This is a genomic window from Akkermansiaceae bacterium, from assembly GCA_024233115.1.
In the GTDB taxonomy this organism is placed as follows: domain Bacteria; phylum Verrucomicrobiota; class Verrucomicrobiia; order Verrucomicrobiales; family Akkermansiaceae; genus Oceaniferula.
Map to the genome: position 1 here is coordinate 116,151 of JACKQB010000007.1, position 13,170 is coordinate 129,320.

Here is a 13,170-nt window from a genome sequence, read left to right on the forward strand (position 1 = left end):
GCAGCGGCAAGAAATTTGCTTTTATGAGGTGAGACGGGAAGCCATTCCCCGGGACTTTTGGGAATAGACGTCGTGGTAGCGGACTGTTTGATGGCCTCCTTCCATGCCAGTCGCTGAGCGAACGCCCACCACTTCGTCATGAATAGCACGTGGAAATCAACACCGCACTTCCCTCCACTCACTTGGCTCTTGATTCCTCGCGCCCTGAGATTAAAAACCCCTCCATGCGAACGCTAATCAAACATGCCCTGCAGAGTGAGGGCCCCATGGACACCATTACCATCAATGGCTGGGTCCGGACCCGCCGCGACTCGAAGGAATTCTCGTTTCTGGAAATGAACGACGGCACCTGCCTGGCCAACATCCAGTGCGTGGCCGATGCCGGGATTCCGGGCTACGATGATGTGGTAAAAATGACCACCGGCTCGGCTGTCGGCATCACCGGCAAGCTGATCGAATCCCCTGGCAAAGGGCAGAAGTGGGAAATCCACGCCACCAGCATCGAACTCATTGGCGAAGCACCCGCCGATTACCCGCTGCAGAAAAAAGGCCACACCCCGGAGTTTTTGCGCTCCATCGGACACCTTCGCCCGCGTGCGAATCTCTACGGTGCCGTGTTCCGTATGCGCTCGCGTATGTCCCGCGCGATCCATCGCTTCTTTGACGAAAGGGACTTTAATTACGTACATACCCCTATCATCACAGACTCCGACTGTGAAGGTGCCGGTGAAATGTTCCGGGTCACCACCCTTGATCCCACCTCCACTGAAAAACAAGGTTTCGAAAATGATTTCTTTGAAAAGCCTACCTACCTCACCGTCAGTGGACAGTTGGAAGGGGAGGCGTTTGCCACCGCTCTATCTAACATCTACACCTTCGGCCCGACCTTCCGCGCTGAAAACTCCAACACATCCCGCCATGCCTCCGAGTTCTGGATGGTAGAGCCCGAGATGGCCTTCTGCGACCTCGATGGCAACATGGATCTTGCCGAGGACTTTGTCAAATACCTGGTCGATGATGCACTCAATCACAGTGAGGGCGACCTGGATATCTTCGCACGCTTTGTCGATAAAGACCTGCTTGACCGGCTCAAGTTTGTCTCCGAAAAACCCTTCCATCGCGTCTCCTACACCGAGGCCGTTGAGATCCTCCATAGTTCAGGCAAGAAATTCGACTATCCGGTCAAGTGGGGTGTCAACCTTCAGTCGGAACACGAGCGCTACCTCACCGAGGAGCATTTTAAAAGCCCGGTCACCGTCTACAATTACCCCAAGAGCGTCAAACCCTTCTACATGCGGACCAACGAACCCGACGACCAGGGGCGCGAGACCGTCACCGCCATGGACGTGCTGGTCCCCGGTATTGGCGAAATCATCGGTGGTGCCCAGCGTGAAGAAAGGCTCGATGTCCTGCAGGCTAACATGAAGGCCCACCATCTCAGCGAAGACGACTACTGGTGGTATCTCGACCTGCGGAAATACGGCACCTGCCCACACGCCGGCTTCGGTCTGGGCTTCGAACGCATGCTGATGTTTGTCACCGGCATGAAAAACATCCGCGACGTCATCCCCTTTGCCCGCACTCCGGGCTCTTGCGAGTTTTAGGCCGAAAAATCAATTCGCCTCCTCGGGCGGCATCAGCTATCGTAAGGTTCTCTCATGGCAACCTAGATATCCAACACCGAAGCTACCCAAAAAGCTGACCTCAAACACCTCCAAGACGCGATCTATCGCGACAAGGTGATGCGCGCCCGTGCCATGACGCCAGAGCAGCGCTTGGAGGAGTGTTTCCTGCTTTCCGATGAAGCTTTACAGCAAAGCTTGGCCGGTGCCATGTGGCAGCTCGGCACCGAGGATGTCGAGGAAGGCTGGCTTGAAGTGAAACGCCGTATGGACCGACTCGATAGCCTCCGTGACCGCCATTTTTACAGCACCAACATGGAACGCAGCGTATGACTATTTTTGATCTGGCCAAGCTATCCGTTCGGGCCTGCGAGCATGCAGGCATCGAGTACATGCTGACGGGTGCTTTTGCCACCGGTTGCTACACCATTCCCCGCTCCACACGTGACGTTAACTTTGTCCTCAATTACCAAATCCCTACTGAGTTGGATGACGTCATTGCAGGCTTCGGTGACGCTGTGAAATTCGGTGACCAAGTCCAGTTCGATACCATTATTTGGGGGAAACGCCACATCGGACAAACTCTAACAACTCCGTATTTGAAAGTTGAACTATTCGAGTTGTTTGATGCCCCCTTTGTAAAAGAACAGTTCTCCCGCCGCGTTCACATGACCGTGGTCAGCCTGGACGTAGATACCTACGTGCCCACTGCCGAGGATGTCATCGTCCAGAAGCTACGCTGGGCACGCGACAAAGACCTCATGGACGCCACCGACCTCCTCGCCGTGCAATCGCCGGAAAACCTCGACGTGGAATACATCCGCCGCTGGTGCCGTGAGCACGGCAGTGAAGACCGACTCAACACCCTGCTCGAAGAAGTCGCTGACATTGACTAAGCAATCCTAAAAAACTCGACCCGTTCTGTCTAAAAACCGCAGCCGCCGACTCGCCTTCCTCGTCGCTTTCCTGGACGACCAAGAAGTCCGCACCGTCTCCAACAAATCCAAACGATGGGATGGCCCCCACGCAGGTTTTCATTTCAACCCCCTCTCGGTGCAAAATTTCGCAGCCATGAAGATCGCGGCTCTTCTCAAAATCCCAGGAGAAGCCCCGACCGAATTCTGGGAAGCCAAGCAATGGTCCGCCTACCGCGCCCATGTCATTCAGGCTCTAGAAAAAGAAAAACTGCCCAATTTCTAAGCAAATAATCCTGTTCATCCCGGCAATCCCGTCTAAAAAATACCTAGCCACCCGCCAATACTCACTATTTTCCCCATGATTGTAGAACCAAAAATTCGAGGCTTCATCTGCACCACCGCGCACCCAGACGGTTGTGCGGCACACGTCCAAGAGCAAATTGACTTTGTCAAATCTCAGCCGAAGATCGAAAACGGCCCGAAAAACGTACTCGTGATCGGCGCATCCGCTGGATATGGCCTCGCCTCGCGGATCGTGCCCGCATTTGCGTCAGGAGCTAACACCCTCGGGATTTTCTTCGAAAAACCAGGTAGCGAAAGCAAAACAGCCTCGGCCGGCTGGTACAACTCCGCCGCTTTTGAACAAGCCGCCCAAGCCGAAGGCCTGTTCGCCAAGTCACTCAACGGCGATGCCTTTTCCCATGAGCTGAAGCAACAGACGATCGAGATGATCAAAAACGAGATGGGTGGAAAAATCGACCTCGTTGTCTATTCACTCGCCTCTCCCCGCCGCACCGATCCGGATACCGGGGAAATCTACAAATCCGTGCTCAAAACCACCGGGGGTGACTTTACCAACAAAACGCTCAAAACCGACACTGGAGAAATCGACGAAGTCACCATCGGTGCCGCCACCGAAGAGGAAATCGCACATACCATCAAGGTGATGGGCGGTGAGGACTGGGAACTCTGGATAAACGCCCTGGCCGACGCGGATTTACTGGCCCAAGGCGTGAAAACGGTCGCCTACTCCTACATCGGACCCGAGCTCACCTGGCCGATTTACACCGATGGCACCATCGGTGGAGCCAAAAAGGATTTGGAACGCGCCTCTAACGCGATCAATACCAAACTGCGCGAAACTCTCGGTGGCAGTTCCTACGTTTCCGTCAACAAGGCTCTCGTCACCCAGGCCTCCTCGGCGATCCCCGTGGTGCCGCTTTACATCTCCATTCTCTACAAGGAAATGAAGGCCAAAGGCCTGCACGAAGGATGTATCGAACAGGTCCAACGTCTGATGGCCGACCGGCTCTACGCTGACGAAACCGCGGTCGATGAAAATGGTCGCATCCGGGTCGACGACTGGGAAATGCGTGACGACATCCAGCAGGCGGTTTCCAAATCTTGGGCGATCGTTTCGAATGAAAACTTCAGCGAACTCGCCGACTACGAAGGCTATCAAGAGGAATTCCTGAAACTGTTCGGTTTTGGACTCGCCGGAGTTGATTACGATGCCGATACCGACACAGCAACCGCTCCACCGTCGCTGGCATAGGCTTTGGAGTGCGGCGAGGGATCGCCGCTTTTGAGCAACCAGACGATGCCACTCAAAGGTAAACGCGCTTGCGACTCAATCCATCGCCGGGCACCATTCTGCTAGAGCCATTCCAAAGCGGCGATCCCTCGCCGCACTCCTAAAACCATGCCCGCCAAGGAACGTGCCGATGCCCTGTTAGTCGCTCGCGGTCTCTGTGACTCACGCGAGCAGGCGAAACGGCTGATTCTCGCCGGCGAAGTGTTGTCGGGCACGACGGTGGTGGCGAAGCCAAGCACTAAAATCCCGACCGATGCCGAACTCACGGTCAAAGAAAAACCCAGGTATGTCGGTCGTGGCGGGTTGAAGATGGAGGGTGCACTGGATGCCTTTCAGATCGATCCCACCGGTATGACCTGCCTTGATGTTGGCGCCTCCACCGGCGGCTTCACCGACTGCTTGTTACAGCGCGGTGCCGTTAAAGTCCATGCCGTTGATGTGGGGACCAATCAGCTGGTGTGGAAACTACGCAGCGACCCCAGGGTGGTTGTGAAGGAAAAATTCAACGCCCGCTACATGACCCCGGAGGATATCGGCGAGGGGATCGATCTTGCGGTGACGGATGTCTCATTCATCTCACTAACAAAAATCCTTCCACCGATGTTTGCAACTTTGAAGCATGACGGGCAAATCGTCTGCCTGATCAAACCCCAGTTCGAGCTGGACCGTGCAGACATCGGCAAGGGGGGCATCGTCAGAGACCCGGATCTTCACCAGCGGGCGGTGGATAAAATCCACCGCTTTGTCACCGCCGAACTAGGCCATACCTGGATCAAGTGCATTGACTCGCCGATCAAGGGAACCGATGGGAACCGCGAGTTTCTGGCCTGGCTGCGCCTCTCCCGGGATTCATAGGACTTATACATCCTACGGGTCTTCTGTTTGGGCGAGCTGTTCCAGTAGTTGTGTGATCGGCAGGCCTACTACGTTATTGTAGTCGCCTTTCACCTCTTTGATGATCATGTCGCCGTGTTCCTGGACGGCGTAAGAGCCGGCTTTGTCCATGACGTGGACCTTGCCCATGTAGTTGTCGATGACCTCCGGTGTCAGTTTTTTAAATACAACCTCGGTGATGGTGTGGAAACACCGGGTGTTTTCGCCGTGGGCGATACAGACCCCGGTGCATACCTGATGGCCCCTACCCGAAAGCCGGGTGAGCATTTCGCGGGCTTCGGTTTCGGTCCGGGGTTTACCCAGCGGAGTTTGATCGATGTAAACCAGGGTGTCGGCGCCGATGACTTTGGCATCGGGGTAGTGCTTGGAAACAGCCAGCGCCTTGAGTCGGGCATTGGCCTCGCAGAGCAGATGCAGCGGCATGTCCACATCGTGAAGCTCCTCAGCAGGCGAGGGAATCACTTCAAATTCCAATCCAGCCGCCACAAGCATGTCACAGCGGCGCGGAGATCCGGAGGCGAGGATTAATTTAAGTTTCATCGTACACATTTCAAACACCGAGGGCACTTGTGTCGGTCGTTTTGGTGTGCGGCGAGGTATCTCCGCTTTCGACCTGTCATTGATGTTCATTCCGCCCGGGAAACGTAATTCGCCACAGCACGCTCCTTTGGCAATCCGGGCGCAAGGTCGCGCCAAAGCGGCGATCGCTCGCCGCACTCCATACTACGCGGCGGATCTGAGTAGGGCGACGAGCACGCCTTGGATGATGAGCTCGCGGGCCGGGATGAGGTCGGGGTAGTTTTCGTTTTCGGCGTGGAGGTAGGGTTTGCCGTTTTCGACGACGTAGCGCTTGAGGGTCGTCTCGCCGTCGATGAGGGCGGCAACGATGTCGCCTTTGCGCGGCTCGCGGAACTCCAGCACCACGGTGTCGCCATCGCAGATGTGGGCATCGATCATGGAGTCGCCACGGACTTTGAGGGCGAAGGTGCGGGCGTTGGCACGCAGGCCAAGAGAGCTGACGTCAATGGAGAGACAGCCCTCTTTTTCCGAATCGACATCCTGGGCCATACCGGCGGCGATGCTGCCGTAGATCGGGATATCGACAATTTCCTCGCGTTCCATTTCCTCGGGGAAGCCGATTCCACATGCCTTGTTGGCTTTGCGGACGATGACGCCTTTTCTTTCCAGGGCGCGGAGGTGACTCATGGCCGCGGTCTGGCTGGCGAAATCGAAGTGGCGTTGAATATCGCGTGTGGACGGCATGAATCCTTCCTGACGCTGGGTTTCCTTGAGGTAGTCGAGGACTTCCTGCTGGCGTTTGGTAAGTTGAATGTTGGACATGGCTTTTTAATGGATGAATGAATAAATGGATGAGTGGCTAAATGGGCGAATTGTTGAATACTTGAACAGTGTTTGCGAGAACATACCCATATGAACACCTTTTTGCAAGGGTAAAATGTCGGGAGCGAATTTGCTTCCCCTGACCCGTTCGCTTGCGTGAATATGACTCCACAACAAACGTCATCACATTATGAGCCAAGAATTCAACTCACCCCATCTCCCGGCCACGGGGCTTGTCGCCGGACTCGAAGAAGAAGACCGCCTGCTGCTCAGCGGCTACGGGGATTTTCTCCCGGTGCAGGAAGGCCAGCTCCTGATCGAGGAGGGTCAGGACCAGGATGCCCTCTACTTCGTTATTTCCGGTGTGCTCCACGTCCATACGGATAAAGACAACAAGCGGACTTTGATTGCGCGTGTGCAGGCAGGTGAAAGTCTGGGGGAAATCAATATCTTCGATCCTGGTACAGCCAGCGCATCCGTGACCGCCAAATCCTTTTCCCAAGTCTGGAAAGCCACCCGCGAAGACATCGAAGCGTTTATGACCGCTTACCCCGAACCGGGCAACCGACTGCTATCAGCGCTCGTCGCCGAAATGAGCCGGCGTATCCGGCACATGAACGACAAGCTTGTCGCCGTGGAGGCTGAGGCCGCCTATCAGAATTTCTGGGGATAATACATTTCCGTCAGCGCCGTGCCTTGTAACCTGATGTTTATTTCCTCCATGATGGATGCTCTAGCAGTGGACCCCGGCTCGGTACAGGGTGTTGTTTTCATTTTTCTGGCCCTGGCGATCGGGCATGCCCTGGCCGACTTTCCGCTGCAAGGGGCGTTTCTCGCGGAGGCGAAAAACCGACACGGCAATGTCTCGCATTACTTTGAGAAAGAGGCACCCGCCGGCTTGTGGATTCATGCCCTGACGGCGCACGCGCTAGTCCACGCCGGGGCGGTCTGGCTGATTACCGGCTCCGCGGTCCTGGCGGTGATCGAGCTGTTCATTCACTGGATCATCGACTACGCCAAATGCGAAGGCTGGACCGGATTCAACACCGACCAGATCCTGCACTACGTCTGTAAACTCATCTATGCGATGATGATTTACCTGGGGGTGGGCTGGATTTACTAACAAGACAAAAAGCAGGAGCCCCGGATGGAGGCTCCTGCTTTGGTTGAATCACGGTGTTAAAGTTTAAAACCTACCCGGCAGCGATTGCCGCACGGATGAGGTCGAGGAAGCTTTGGGCCTCCAGGCTGGCACCTCCGACGAGGCCGCCATCGATATCGGGCTGGGCGAGAAGCTCGCCGGCATTGTCTGCCTTCATGCTGCCGCCGTATTGGATGCGGATCTTGTCTGCGACTTCAGCCGTGTAGAGGTCGGCAATCACGGAGCGGACAAAGGCGTGGGCATCCTGTGCCTGTTCCACGGTGGCTACCACGCCGGTGCCGATGGCCCAGACGGGCTCGTAGGCAACAACGATTTCCTTCATGTCCTTCTCATCGATACCGGCAAGGCCTCCTGTGATCTGGGTGCGGAGCACGTCTTCAAGTTTTCCAGCTTCACGTTCTGCCAGCGTCTCGCCGATGCAGAAGATCGGCTTGAGGTTGGCAGAGAGTGCTTTTTGGATCTTGGCGTTGATGATGGCATCCGTCTCGCCGTAGAGGGTGCGTCGCTCGGAGTGGCCGAGGATGACATAGCGGACGTAGAGCTCCTTGAGCATCATGGCGCTGACTTCGCCGGTGAACGCACCGGAATCCTGGTCGGACATGTTCTGGGCTGCGAGCGAGACGGCCGAGCTGGAACTCAGCGAGCCCATGGCGGCGGGTATGGAAACGAAGGGAGGGGCGATGACGACATCCACTTGGGAGGTGATGCCATCCAGCTTTCCTGGTTGGCCGATGAAGGCGTTCAGGAAGTCCTCGGTTTCATGAGGTCCTTTGTTCATTTTCCAGTTAGCTGCGATAATTGGTTTGCGCATGATTTGAGTGATCGGTTAATGGTTATTGGTTATTTGAAAACAGAAACGTGTGCGTCCCCGGGGGACGGTTATATATCTGTGAGGGCGGCTACGCCGGGGAGTTCTTTGCCTTCGAGAAGCTCGAGGGATGCACCGCCGCCGGTTGAAATGAAGGAGACTTTGTCGCCGAGGCCGTATTTTTTCACAGCCGTGACCGAATCGCCGCCGCCGACGATGGAGAGGGCGTCGCTTAGGGCCACTGCTTCAGCCAGTGATTTGGTTCCGGCTTCAAAGGACGCCATTTCGAACACCCCCATGGGGCCGTTCCAGACGATGGTTTTCGCCTTCATCGCCTCATCACAAAATTCAGCGATCGCGGCATCACCGATGTCGAGTCCCATCCAGCCGTCGGGGATACCGTCGCCGGTGGAGGATACCACCTTGGTTTCCACACCGTCTTTGAATTCCCGGGCGACACGGTTGTCGGCGGGTAGAAGGAAGCGGGTGTTCTTTTCCTCGGCGAGCCTGAGGATGTCGAGAGCCAGGTCAAGTTTATCGGCTTCCACCAAAGAATCGCCGATCGGGTGTCCCTGTGCCTTGCGGAAGGTGTAAGCCATGGCACCACCAATGATGAAGGTGTCGGCTTTTTCGAGAAGTGCGGTGATGACCTCGATCTTATCGCTGACCTTGGCTCCCCCCATGATGACCAGGAAAGGTCTTTCGGGAGTTGCGAGTTTGTCGCAGAGGAATTCAAGCTCGCGCTCGATGAGAAATCCCATGGCGCTCTGGGAAACGTGATGGGTCACCCCTTCGGTGGAGGCGTGCGCACGGTGGGCGGAACCAAAGGCGTCGTTGACAAAAATTTCCGCGCCACCGGCAAGGATGCGTGCAAAGACGGCGTCGTTGGTTTTTTCCTCGGCGTGAAAGCGGGTGTTTTCCAGGAGAATCACTTCACCGGGCTTGAGGGCCACGCGGGCGGCTTCGGTATCTGTGCCTACACAGCTGTCGGCAAAGGTCACTTCTTTTCCTAACAACTCAGCCAAACGCAGTGCTGCGGGGCGGAGGGAGAACTGCGGGTCAGGCTCACCTTTGGGGCGTCCGAGGTGGGAGCAGAGGGTCAGCTTGGCACCACCGTCGAGGAGATGCTTGATGCTGGGCAGGGCGGCCACGATGCGGGTGTCATCGGTGATTTCGCCTTCGGCATTGAGGGGGACGTTAAAATCGACACGCATCAGGACGGACTTACCGTTGACGTCGAGGTCGCGAATACTTAGTTTGGCCATTGATTTGTCAGGTTGGGAAGGATTGAGAAAAAGGCGGGGAAAGTCGCCCTCCCCCGCCTTGGTTTAAATTATCGTCGATTAGAGGCCGGCACCGAGCATGGCCATACCGTCCGCAGCGCGGCAGGAGTAACCCCACTCGTTGTCATACCATGAGCAGACTTTGACGAAGTTGCCTTCGAGCACCATGGTGATGCTGGCGTCGAGGATCGAGCTGTGTGGGTTGCTGACGATGTCCTGAAGAACCAATGGATCTTCGGAATACTCGAGAACCCCCTTCATCGGACCATCAGCAGCGGCCTTGAAGGCTGCGTTGACTTCCTCGGCGGTGGTGTTGGTCTTGAGGATGGCGGTAAAGTCAGTGAGTGAGCCGGTGGGAGTAGGCACGCGGAAGGCGCCGCCGTTCAGCTTGCCCTTCATCTCAGGGATGACCTCGCCGATCGCGCGGGCAGCTCCTGTGGAGGACGGCACGATGTTGACAGCTGCGGAGCGGGCACGACGAAGGTCGCCGTGTGGTGCGTCGAGCAGGTTCTGGTCGCCCGTGTAACTGTGAATGGTGCTCATGAAGCCTTTTTCAATCCCCCAGCTGTCGTTAAGCACTTTGACAAGGGGTGCGAGGCAGTTGGTGGTGCATGATGCATTGGAAACGATGTGGTGTTTTGCCGCATCGTAGAGGCCGTCGTTGATACCGATACACATGGTGAGATCAGGATCTGAAGCAGGTGCGGAGATAAGCACTTTCTTGGCTCCGGCCTGGATGTGCTTGGATGCACCTTCGCGGGAACAGAAGAAGCCGGTAGACTCGAGAACGACGTCTACGTTGAGCTCTGCCCATGGGAGGGCTGCGGGGTCACGCTCAGCGGTGGCGTGAATCTTATGGCCGTCAACGACGATCGACTCATCATCATAGGTCACGCTGTAGGAAACACGACCCTGTGAGGAGTCATACTTCAGCAAGTGTGCCAGAGTCTTGTTATCGGTGAGGTCGTTAATTGCGACGACATTTTCAAGTTCGCCTCTCTCTACAAGGGCGCGCAGTACGTTGCGGCCGATGCGTCCAAATCCATTAATTGCGTAATTAGCCATGGTGTTATCCTTTTTGATTATCAGGGTTGAGCCGAGCCACAGGGGCGGCGCGGGGGCGGAGATTATGGTTGCCAATTTCCACACGTCAACACCTGCGTGGATCATTTATTGACGTAAATGCCGCATATCTTGAGGGGGAAATGACGGCATCACCCGGTCGATCAACTGTTTTTTAAGTTGCTTATCTGGAAAACCACGCCTAAGGCTCGCCCCCACCGCCCAGGCTAGTCATCGTGAGAGTTACGTGATATTGAGCCCAAGCGGACATATCACCAACTATCCATACCATGACTGACGTACCCTTTTCCTCCCTCGGCCTCTGTGATGAGCTGCTTGAGGCTATCCACGACCAGGGCTTTGAAAGCCCATCACCTATCCAGGCCCTCGCTATCCCGCCCATATTGGAGGGAAAGGATATCGTAGGCCTCTCTGAAACAGGCTCGGGAAAAACCGCCGCGTTCACGCTGCCGGCGCTGCAGATGATCGACACCCAGGCCGATGTCGCCCAGGTGCTCATCCTGTCGCCGACCCGTGAACTCTGTGTCCAGGTCTGTGAAGAGGTTCATCGACTCGGAAGCCATATCAAGGGGCTGCGCGCGGTTCCGGTGTATGGCGGCACTCCCATCGACCGCCAGATCAACCAGCTTCAGCGCGGTGCCCATATTATCGTGGGAACCCCTGGCCGACTGCTTGACCACCTGCGCCGGAAAACACTGAAGCCCGCCACCATCAAGCTGGCCATCCTCGACGAGGCTGACCGCATGCTCGATATGGGATTCCGTGAAGACATGGAGGATTTGCTCGGCGCGATGCAGACCGACCACCAGACGCTCTTTTTCTCTGCCACCATGAACAAACAGGTGCAGAAGCTGATCCAGAAATTCGGCAACAACCCGGAAGAGATCTCGATCCACGGGGAAACCAAAACCGTCTCCACCGTCACCCAGACGTATTACGAGGTGCGCAGTCGATCCAAAGTCGAGGTGCTCACCCGCTTGCTCGATATGGACAACCCGCGGCTGGCGGTCATTTTCTGTAATACCAAGCGCAGTGTCGACGAGTGCACGGACGCACTGACCGCACGAGGTTATGCGGCTGACAAACTTCACGGCGACATCGGCCAGCAAGCGCGCGAGCGCACCACCAAACGGTTCCGCGAAGGAAAGTTCGACCTGCTCGTGGCCACCGACGTCGCGGCACGTGGTCTGGACATTGATGATGTGGAGGCTGTCTTCAACTACGACATTCCCCAGGACCCGGAAGACTATGTGCACCGGATTGGCCGGACTGGCCGCGCCGGCCGCGAAGGTCGCGCGGTGAGTTTTGTTTTTGGTCGGGATATCTACCGCCTGCAAAGCATCGAGCGCTACACCAAACAGCATATCCAACGCGCCAAGATCCCGACCCAGGAAGAGGTCGAAGGGGTCAGGGCCGACCAGCTCTTTGATCTGGTGCAAGGCCGCCTGGAAAAAGAAGCCAACCACGGTTTCCGCCATTACATCGACCGTTTGCTCGACCAAGGCCACACAGCCACCGACATTGCAGCGACCCTATTTGAGCTGCTGCGCGAATCCCTCGGCCGGGAAGGTGAGGAAATCATCGAAGACCGCCCAGATTACAAACCTGAAAAGGACCGCGGCGCACGCCGTAGTCGGGAAAAGGGGGAGGATCGCGACAACCGCAGGGGAAAACGCAGCGACCGGGGAGGCGAACGTGACGGAAAACGTGGCGCCCGTGGGGGTGAGCACAAAAAAGAGGCCGGTATGGCCACGCTCTTTGTCAGCCTTGGCAAGGCAGCCGGCGTGCGTCCGAGCGACTTGTTAGGCATGTTCTACCGCGAGGGAAAAATCCCCGACAACTCGGTGGGGCGCATCCAGCTCTTTGATCGACACTCGCTGGTGGATGTGGACGAGAAAGTCGCCGCCAAGCTCTGTGCCAATCTCTCCGATTCCAAATTGCGCAATCAACGCTTCCGCATCGGCCCTGATCGTATGGGGTAGCAGATCATTGAAAATGGACAGTGGACCATGAACAACGAAGAGATGAAATACGGTGTTATCGGTGACGATACCCTGACCACTCCGGAGAAACTGGAAAAATACACGGGGGTGGTCGACTGGGAATACCTCAAACCACACTTTGAGTCGGGTGCCCTGATCTACGTCGACCCCTGCCTGGGTATCACCGACGTCGGTCAAGCACTGGCCGATGACGCCAAGGACCGCATCGAAGCCTGGCTGAAATCGGGTGACCTGGTCAAACCCTCCGAACTTCATGCCCAGTGGTGGCAGGAGAACCCGCAGGAGTTTACCGCATTGGTGGTGTCGCCGTTTGTGCTGATGCAGCCGGTGGGGTCGATATAAACTCCATGTTTTAATCTCCAAATACCAAGTGTGAGCGCCGAGGCTGGCCTTCGCATGTCACTGTTACCGATCCGATTATCTTCAAATATCAGCACGATTTGATATTTGATAGTCTTGACCT

General features: G+C 56.3%; 14 protein-coding genes. 9 read left to right on the forward strand and 5 right to left on the reverse strand.

Annotated elements, in window-relative coordinates; translation table 11 throughout:
* The first annotated feature begins 224 nt into the window (after positions 1-224).
* From asnS to H7A51_18140, 5 genes are all read left to right on the forward strand, one after another.
* Entirely contained in the window at positions 225-1,604 is a 1,380-nt protein-coding gene (gene asnS, locus H7A51_18120; protein ID MCP5538134.1) for an asparagine--tRNA ligase, read from the forward strand.
* A gap of 135 nt (positions 1,605-1,739) precedes the next feature.
* A complete protein-coding gene (locus H7A51_18125; GenBank protein ID MCP5538135.1) occupies positions 1,740-1,955 on the forward strand; it encodes a hypothetical protein in 216 nt (71 codons plus the stop codon).
* Positions 1,952-2,518, forward strand: a complete 567-nt coding sequence (locus tag H7A51_18130; protein ID MCP5538136.1) for a hypothetical protein — start codon at positions 1,952-1,954, stop codon at positions 2,516-2,518. Before H7A51_18125 ends, H7A51_18130 begins: the two co-directional genes overlap by 4 nt.
* 379 nt (positions 2,519-2,897) lie before the next feature.
* Complete coding sequence (locus H7A51_18135) at positions 2,898-4,094, forward strand: trans-2-enoyl-CoA reductase family protein (protein ID MCP5538137.1); 1,197 nt, start codon at positions 2,898-2,900, stop codon at positions 4,092-4,094.
* 147 nt (positions 4,095-4,241) lie between these two features.
* The gene (locus tag H7A51_18140; protein ID MCP5538138.1) at positions 4,242-4,988 is read left to right on the forward strand and encodes a TlyA family RNA methyltransferase; all 747 of its coding nucleotides are present in this window, start codon (positions 4,242-4,244) and stop codon (positions 4,986-4,988) included.
* A 12-nt stretch (positions 4,989-5,000) separates the two neighbouring features.
* On the opposite strand, the gene maf is transcribed toward H7A51_18140, so the two are convergent.
* Positions 5,001-5,567: a septum formation protein Maf gene (maf, locus tag H7A51_18145; protein ID MCP5538139.1), complete on the reverse strand. Its 567-nt coding sequence runs from the start codon at positions 5,565-5,567 to the stop codon at positions 5,001-5,003.
* Positions 5,568-5,750: 183 nt separating this feature from the next.
* Entirely contained in the window at positions 5,751-6,368 is a 618-nt protein-coding gene (gene lexA / locus H7A51_18150; protein ID MCP5538140.1) for a repressor LexA, read from the reverse strand.
* A gap of 190 nt (positions 6,369-6,558) precedes the next feature.
* On the opposite strand from lexA, the gene H7A51_18155 reads away from it, so the two are divergent.
* Positions 6,559-7,041, forward strand: coding sequence for a cyclic nucleotide-binding domain-containing protein (locus H7A51_18155; GenBank protein ID MCP5538141.1), 483 nt, complete (start codon positions 6,559-6,561; stop codon positions 7,039-7,041).
* A 51-nt stretch (positions 7,042-7,092) separates the two neighbouring features.
* On the forward strand, positions 7,093-7,491 hold the full coding sequence (locus H7A51_18160; GenBank protein ID MCP5538142.1) for a DUF3307 domain-containing protein: 399 nt from the start codon (positions 7,093-7,095) through the stop codon (positions 7,489-7,491).
* Positions 7,492-7,561: 70 nt separating this feature from the next.
* Here H7A51_18160 and H7A51_18165 read toward each other — a convergent pair whose 3' ends face one another.
* From H7A51_18165 to gap, 3 genes are all read right to left on the reverse strand, one after another.
* Positions 7,562-8,341: a triose-phosphate isomerase gene (locus H7A51_18165; GenBank protein MCP5538143.1), complete on the reverse strand. Its 780-nt coding sequence runs from the start codon at positions 8,339-8,341 to the stop codon at positions 7,562-7,564.
* Between the two features lie 68 nt (positions 8,342-8,409).
* Complete coding sequence (locus H7A51_18170; GenBank protein ID MCP5538144.1) at positions 8,410-9,603, reverse strand: phosphoglycerate kinase; 1,194 nt, start codon at positions 9,601-9,603, stop codon at positions 8,410-8,412.
* Between the two features lie 78 nt (positions 9,604-9,681).
* Entirely contained in the window at positions 9,682-10,686 is a 1,005-nt protein-coding gene (gene gap, locus H7A51_18175) for a type I glyceraldehyde-3-phosphate dehydrogenase (protein MCP5538145.1), read from the reverse strand.
* A 287-nt stretch (positions 10,687-10,973) separates the two neighbouring features.
* Here gap and H7A51_18180 point away from each other — a divergent pair, with 287 nt between their 5' ends.
* Complete coding sequence (locus tag H7A51_18180) at positions 10,974-12,686, forward strand: DEAD/DEAH box helicase (GenBank protein MCP5538146.1); 1,713 nt, start codon at positions 10,974-10,976, stop codon at positions 12,684-12,686.
* A gap of 27 nt (positions 12,687-12,713) precedes the next feature.
* On the forward strand, positions 12,714-13,049 hold the full coding sequence (locus tag H7A51_18185) for a DUF2288 domain-containing protein (GenBank protein ID MCP5538147.1): 336 nt from the start codon (positions 12,714-12,716) through the stop codon (positions 13,047-13,049).
* Positions 13,050-13,170 lie beyond the last annotated feature (121 nt).

Bases quoted from the DNA above. Each gene is read 5' to 3' on its own strand.
- asnS (MCP5538134.1), top strand. From the start codon at position 225: ATGCGAACGCTAATCAAACATGCCCTGCAGAGTGAGGGCCCCATGGAC.
- H7A51_18130 (MCP5538136.1), top strand. From the start codon at position 1,952: ATGACTATTTTTGATCTGGCCAAGCTATCCGTTCGGGCCTGCGAGCAT.
- H7A51_18135 (MCP5538137.1), top strand. From the start codon at position 2,898: ATGATTGTAGAACCAAAAATTCGAGGCTTCATCTGCACCACCGCGCAC.
- H7A51_18140 (MCP5538138.1), top strand. From the start codon at position 4,242: ATGCCCGCCAAGGAACGTGCCGATGCCCTGTTAGTCGCTCGCGGTCTC.
- maf (MCP5538139.1), bottom strand. From the start codon at position 5,567: ATGAAACTTAAATTAATCCTCGCCTCCGGATCTCCGCGCCGCTGTGAC.
- lexA (MCP5538140.1), bottom strand. From the start codon at position 6,368: ATGTCCAACATTCAACTTACCAAACGCCAGCAGGAAGTCCTCGACTAC.
- H7A51_18155 (MCP5538141.1), top strand. From the start codon at position 6,559: ATGAGCCAAGAATTCAACTCACCCCATCTCCCGGCCACGGGGCTTGTC.
- H7A51_18160 (MCP5538142.1), top strand. From the start codon at position 7,093: ATGGATGCTCTAGCAGTGGACCCCGGCTCGGTACAGGGTGTTGTTTTC.
- H7A51_18165 (MCP5538143.1), bottom strand. From the start codon at position 8,341: ATGCGCAAACCAATTATCGCAGCTAACTGGAAAATGAACAAAGGACCT.
- H7A51_18170 (MCP5538144.1), bottom strand. From the start codon at position 9,603: ATGGCCAAACTAAGTATTCGCGACCTCGACGTCAACGGTAAGTCCGTC.
- gap (MCP5538145.1), bottom strand. From the start codon at position 10,686: ATGGCTAATTACGCAATTAATGGATTTGGACGCATCGGCCGCAACGTA.
- H7A51_18180 (MCP5538146.1), top strand. From the start codon at position 10,974: ATGACTGACGTACCCTTTTCCTCCCTCGGCCTCTGTGATGAGCTGCTT.
- H7A51_18185 (MCP5538147.1), top strand. From the start codon at position 12,714: ATGAACAACGAAGAGATGAAATACGGTGTTATCGGTGACGATACCCTG.